Annotated in this window: 7 protein-coding genes; 3 read left to right on the top strand and 4 right to left on the bottom strand. The window is 58.7% G+C overall.

The features are described from left to right. Positions 1–5 precede the first annotated feature (5 nt). Entirely contained in the window at positions 6–350 is a 345-nt protein-coding gene (locus tag ACH2EH_RS08080) for a histidine triad nucleotide-binding protein (RefSeq protein ID WP_395140609.1), read from the bottom strand. Between the two features lie 57 nt (positions 351–407). Continuing rightward, positions 408–947, bottom strand: coding sequence for a hypothetical protein (locus tag ACH2EH_RS08075; RefSeq protein WP_395140607.1), 540 nt, complete (start codon positions 945–947; stop codon positions 408–410). Between the two features lie 65 nt (positions 948–1012). On the opposite strand from ACH2EH_RS08075, the gene ACH2EH_RS08070 reads away from it, so the two are divergent. After that, a complete protein-coding gene (locus tag ACH2EH_RS08070) occupies positions 1013–1495 on the top strand; it encodes a Uma2 family endonuclease (protein ID WP_309691688.1) in 483 nt (160 codons plus the stop codon). Positions 1496–1515: 20 nt separating this feature from the next. Then, positions 1516–1848 carry a hypothetical protein gene (locus tag ACH2EH_RS08065; protein WP_395140605.1) on the top strand — a complete coding sequence of 111 codons (333 nt, stop codon included), beginning with the start codon at positions 1516–1518 and terminating at the stop codon, positions 1846–1848. On the opposite strand, the gene ACH2EH_RS08060 is transcribed toward ACH2EH_RS08065, so the two are convergent. Beyond that, the gene (locus tag ACH2EH_RS08060) at positions 1845–2618 is read right to left on the bottom strand and encodes a hypothetical protein (protein ID WP_395140603.1); all 774 of its coding nucleotides are present in this window, start codon (positions 2616–2618) and stop codon (positions 1845–1847) included. The genes ACH2EH_RS08065 and ACH2EH_RS08060 overlap by 4 nt on opposite strands. A gap of 117 nt (positions 2619–2735) precedes the next feature. Beyond that, positions 2736–3995 (bottom strand): aminopeptidase P N-terminal domain-containing protein, encoded by a 1260-nt coding sequence (locus tag ACH2EH_RS08055; RefSeq protein ID WP_395140601.1) that lies wholly within the window; start codon positions 3993–3995, stop codon positions 2736–2738. A gap of 101 nt (positions 3996–4096) precedes the next feature. Between ACH2EH_RS08055 and ACH2EH_RS08050 the strand changes: the two genes are divergently transcribed. Then, the coding region (locus tag ACH2EH_RS08050) for an alpha/beta hydrolase-fold protein (protein WP_395140599.1) at positions 4097–5274 on the top strand (1178 nt) is incomplete at its 3' end.

Below are 5274 nucleotides of genomic sequence, written 5' to 3'. Positions count from 1 at the left end.
ACTTCCTAACCCGGAGGCCAGCTCAGCGGCCTGCCGCCCAGCACATGGGCGTGAAGATGCCAGACCGTTTGCCCGGCATCGGTGCCCGCGTTCAAAACAACCCGTACGCCGCTGGCATCAATACCAAGCTTGCGCGCCACGGCGGCACAGGCCAGCAAGAGGCTTCCCGCCATCTCGCGGTCTTCCGGGCCAAGCTCTAAAATATTTTTGACGGGTTTCTTGGGAATCACCAGCACATGCACTGGCGCTTGGGGGCTCAGATCCGGAAACGCGACAACCCACTCGTCTTCGTAGAGGCGCTCAACGGCGATCTCCCCCCGTGCGATCTTACCAAAAATCGTGTCTTCCATCAGTCTTGATTGTATCAGGCTACAATAGGCTTCTTCTGAAAGTCGCGAAGGAGATCGTTAATTCTCCTCTTGGCGCACGACCTCCTTGGTCATTGGGATGTGATGCGCTTGAAGTTGTGCTGTCACTGTGTCTGCTGCTGCCGTGAGAACTGTGTTAGCCGGAAGCTCTAGTGTTCGTCCATTTTTGAGAAATAATCTATACCCTCGCTTGCCATTTTGGTAGTGGAGTTCGATGCCTGACAAAACATCCGTAAAAGCAATGTCGGCATTGAAGCGTGTGTGAGGCGGTTCGCGGCGATGTTTTAGCTGCGTTGCACTTACCTCGACGCGCTCCAGGAAATACTGCGGGAGAATCAAAAATACAAATAGAGGAATGACCATCAGCATGATCCCCGCCCCTGTCCGGTCTTTCTTCACTCGAAGCAGATACCATGCTGCGTGAAGGGGGATAGTATTGAAGCCAATCCCAAGAAACGTTGCGAGTCCGTTGTAGACAAAAATATGGCGATCTTCTACAACAGTATGGGAAGTCTCAACAAACAAAGACATGAGGCCGATGTAGAGCATGGAGGCAGAAAGAAAAAACAGACGGAACATAGATCGCAATACCACCCAATTTGTTAGGGATTATAGCACGGCATAGGTTCGCGATAAAATAGGGCATGGACTTCTTTGAACTGGCACAACAAGTGGAGGAGCTGTCTGGGGTCAAGCTGGAGATGGCTGGAGGGCTGACGACCTGGGAGGCGTTTCCTTCCTACAAGCACCAGGATCGCATCTACCACATTCGCCAGAATCTAAAGAATGCCCCCGGCCCACACATCTCCGGTGCCTACGTTAAGTTTCCGGATGACTCGATCAAGCGCCCAGATATTGCGATCTTCTGCCGCGAGCCTGACGAAGACGAGCAAGACGGTGCGGTGACACTTCTCCCGGAGGCGATCATCGAGATTATCAGCAAACGCTACGAGGACAAAGACCTCAAAGTGGGGGTGCCGTTCTATCTCAGTCAGGGGATTCGAGATGTCGTCACGCTGGATATGGTGACCAGTACCGTCACGCATTTTCGCCCGGGGCAGCCCGAGGAAACCTATGTCTCGCCGGTTATGCTCATGTTCGCCTGTGGCTGTGAAGCGACGATTTAATTTGGGCTACAATAGCAGCAATGATCTTTGTGCTGACCATTGCAGAGTGCCAGCGAGACGAGCTGGGACTGTATCTTTTGCCCGGACTGGCGATGGAGGAGCTGGACTTCCGGCCTGAGCTAAAGCGGCTCAAGCCGGGCGAGCTTCTGGAGCTGCGGTTTCCCAGCGGAACAACCCTGACCTCCGAGCTACTGGCCTTTGGGATTCCTGCCCGACGACTTCAAGACGGCACTGCACTGGTAAGCCTGACCGACTCCGTGCACCTGACCATTTCCTACCCCTTCGCCCCCGGTGCCCTTCCCGCAGGCACCGAGCTCTGGTGGCTGCGGGAAGGGGAGCACTCGGAGTTTTAGCGCTGGACGAACTGATCGAGGATGATGTCAATCGAGCCATCGGTGCCGTGCTTGATACTCCAGCGGGAGGGGTAATAGCCCGGCTTTGCCACTGTGGCAGGGACAGGGATCGCCCCCGAGACGTTGGTCTTGCTCAGAAAAAAAGCACGCGTGATCATCGGCTCGACAAAGGCCAGCTTGGCATTGGCAAAGCCGTAGATCAGAGTGCTGGTGAACGTCCCTCCCGTGAGCTCGGGTGAGGTGGATGGGGACGAGTAGTGGACTCCCATGTTCGGGACTAGCGAGTTCGCCAACGCACCTGGTGGTGGGAAGTAGCCCGCAGGCATGGCGCTTGCCGCGGGTGCGGCGGCGGTGGCGGTTGCCGTGGGGCCGGGCACAATCGCCGCGCGCTCCGCCTGGCTAATCGTGTAGAAGTGAATATCGAAGTGCGGCACATCGTATATTCCTGGAGGCTCGTGGCCACCAGGGTTCCAGTTGAACCCGACATGGTCGAAGGGCAGTCCGGCATCTTTTCCCGCCACGGCGATGTCCAGTACATACTCCACACCGAACGGTGCCACTGTTGCCAAACCGTTCATTGCACCGTCGGTCAAGCGAACCGCAATGGCACTGGGCTTGTTGTCCGCGCCAAGGCTGATATAGGTCAGCGCTCGTCCCCCTCCTACTGCTTTAGATGTTCCTTCAAACTCCAGAGGGAAGACATTACTGCCAGCACAGCCACTCATGGCAACTAGCCCCAGAAGGGGCATGACAAAACTCTTACGCATCATTTCTTTGTTCCTCAGTTTTCATTGTAAGCACCTCTGTTTAACTAAGTCTTACAAGCTACTAGTAGTGTTCCCAGTGGAGGGTGAACCCTAAACGTTGTCTGTCTCAACCCCCCCCCTTCAGTGCGGAATCTCCGCCGTCAGATTGATCGGCTCGCCATCGGTGACCCGAATATCGTCCTCAATCCGGAATCCACCCGGAACGAGCCAGCGGCCTAGGGTTTCCCAATCTACCTGTGTGGCATATTTTTCGCGATTTTTCGGGTCGTTGAGGAGCGCGGGGATGAAGTAGATTCCCGGCTCAACAGTGGCGAGAAAGCCCGGCTCCAGCTTGAGATCGCAGCGCGGCGTGACCCCGCAGTAGCGCCGTTTCTCGCCGCGCCCCGGCCCGACGCCACTCGCATCGCGCACGCCCAGGCCCACAAGATGCCCGACACCGTGCGGGAAGAAGAGGGCAATGGCCTCGGTATCCAGGGCTTCCTCGGCGGAGCAGCGCAGAATCCCGAAGTCTCGGAGCCCTTGCGCGATGCCGCGTGCTGCGATGCGGTGGATCTCGTGCCACTCGACTCCCGGACGGCACGCCAGGCAGCAGGCCCGCTCGACGCCACCCAGTAAAGCCATAAGCTCCGCTTGTTGAGTGGTGAAGCCGCCGGGGCCGGGGAGCGTGCGGGTAACATCGGCGCAGTAGCCGTCCACTTCCGCTCCTGCATCAATGAGAACCTGCTCGCCGACGGCAAGTGCGCGGCTGCCCGGCTCCGCGTGAAAGATCGCTGAGGTAGGGCCAAAACCGACAATGGTGTCGTAGGCGACGCCGGTCGCGCCGCTGCGTGCGAACGCGGTCTCGATCTCGATTTGGAGCTCCCGCTCGGTTAGACCTTCTCGGAGGGCGGTGCGCGCTGCCGCAAAACCCGCCGCCGTCGCAACAACAGCGCGGTGCAGGAGAATTAGCTCTGCCTCGTCCTTGGGCCGTCGCGCTTCCAGGATTTTCTGCTCCAGTGGACTCTGGGTGGCGTCATAGCCCGCCCCAAGGTGCGTAATCGTCCTGCCGCGCCGCGCCTCCAGCCAGCCGGGCAGCTCGCTCAGCGCACGCCCACGGCCCAGCGGGAGCAGGCCCTCCCAGACCGTGTCCAGGGCAGTGACACTGGGGAAGAACTCCGTCCAGCCGCCGCTCGCACCGTCATCCGGGTCAAAGGCCAGCACGGCATCGCGAACAGAGAGGCCCGTCAGCCAGCGGAAGTGCGGGTGGACACGAAAGGGGTAGCACTGATCCTGCCCACCCGGGCGCCCGATCAGCCCGCCCGCATGAACCACAACTACGTCGTCGGTGTCGCCCCAGGCGGCGGCAGTGCGCGCTCGGCGCATCGCTAGAGTCATTTCCATGCCCACAATTTTCACCATATCCCACCGAATTCCCTCTGACTGTGCCGTGGCTAGCGAGCCATAGGGGGAGGAATTTGCGTGTTCATGGCGAAACAGCCGTCATGCGCACTCTTGCTTTCTCACTTCTCACCCTGGCCGCACTCTGCGCCACGCCCGTTGTTGCCCACGCTCAGAATATCTACCCGCTCACGCCGGACTCACAGCCGCAGGACGGTGTCCCCAAGGGCCGCTCGGAGAGCAGTAAGTTCACCAGCACCAAGTGGTTCCCTGGCACGGTTCGGGACATGCGGCTCTATATTCCCGCCCAGTACGACCCGCAGAAACCCGCCTGTGTTCTCGTCATGCAGGACGGCGGCGGCTTTCGTGACACGACGGTTCTGGATAACTTAATTGCCAAGGGCGAGATTCCAGTGACTATCGGGATTTTCATCACCCCCGGTGTCGTCCCGCCGACCAGCCCCAGCGCACTTCCCCGCTACAACCGCAGCTACGAGTACGACTCGCCCACGGATCGTTATGCCAAGTTTCTGATTGACGAAGTGCTCCCCGAGGTCGGTAAAAAATACAATCTCTCCAAGGACCCCAACGACCACGCCATTGCGGGCGGCTCGTCGGGCGGGATCGCCGCGTTCACGGCGGCGTTTTTCCGCCCCGATGCGTTTCGGCGTGTGATTAGCTTTATCGGCTCGTATACGGACTTGCGTGGCGCGACCAATTACGGCGCTCTGGTGCGCAAGTTCGAGCCCAAGCCGATTCGGGTTTTTCAACAAGATGGCAAGTTTGACCAGGATATTTACTCGGGGAGCTGGCCCATTGGCAACACGGATCTCGCGGCGGGCCTCAAGTTCGCCCGCTACGAGGCGCTGATGACCTGGGGCGAGGGCCAGCACGACGGTGTCCAGTCCACCGCACTCTTCCCCGATGCCCTGCGCTTTGTCTGGAAAGGCTGGCCCGCCCCCATCGGCGTCGCCACGGATACTCCACAGCCCATCACCAAGATTGTCACCGCCGCCGATGGGTGGGAAGCGATTAAAAGCATTCCATTTGCGAGTGCTTTGACTGTAGAGACTCGTGGTAACTATCAGGCACTGGCTGATGGAAACACGGGACTTGCAAACTCTGCCGATGGTCGTCTTTTTGTCACTCAGGAAAGTAAGAAACGAGTTTTGACTCGAAGTTTTGCGACAGGAAAAGAGAGTGTAGTTGCTAAGGGCTTTGCAGCGCGGCAAGTAGTCGTAGGCAAGAACGGGAATGCTTATGTCACCAGTGCGGATGGGAA

It is taken from the genome of Armatimonas sp. (assembly GCF_043760365.1).
GTDB lineage: Bacteria > Armatimonadota > Armatimonadia > Armatimonadales > Armatimonadaceae > Armatimonas.
This window is presented reverse-complemented; position numbering and strand designations above follow the sequence as displayed.

Coding starts and splice junctions, on each gene's coding strand:
- ACH2EH_RS08080 (WP_395140609.1), bottom strand. CDS start 350: ATGGAAGACACGATTTTTGGTAAGATCGCACGGGGGGAGATCGCCGTT.
- ACH2EH_RS08060 (WP_395140603.1), bottom strand. CDS start 2,618: ATGATGCGTAAGAGTTTTGTCATGCCCCTTCTGGGGCTAGTTGCCATG.
- ACH2EH_RS08075 (WP_395140607.1), bottom strand. CDS start 947: ATGTTCCGTCTGTTTTTTCTTTCTGCCTCCATGCTCTACATCGGCCTC.
- ACH2EH_RS08055 (WP_395140601.1), bottom strand. CDS start 3,995: ATGGAAATGACTCTAGCGATGCGCCGAGCGCGCACTGCCGCCGCCTGG.
- ACH2EH_RS08070 (WP_309691688.1), top strand. CDS start 1,013: ATGGACTTCTTTGAACTGGCACAACAAGTGGAGGAGCTGTCTGGGGTC.
- ACH2EH_RS08065 (WP_395140605.1), top strand. CDS start 1,516: ATGATCTTTGTGCTGACCATTGCAGAGTGCCAGCGAGACGAGCTGGGA.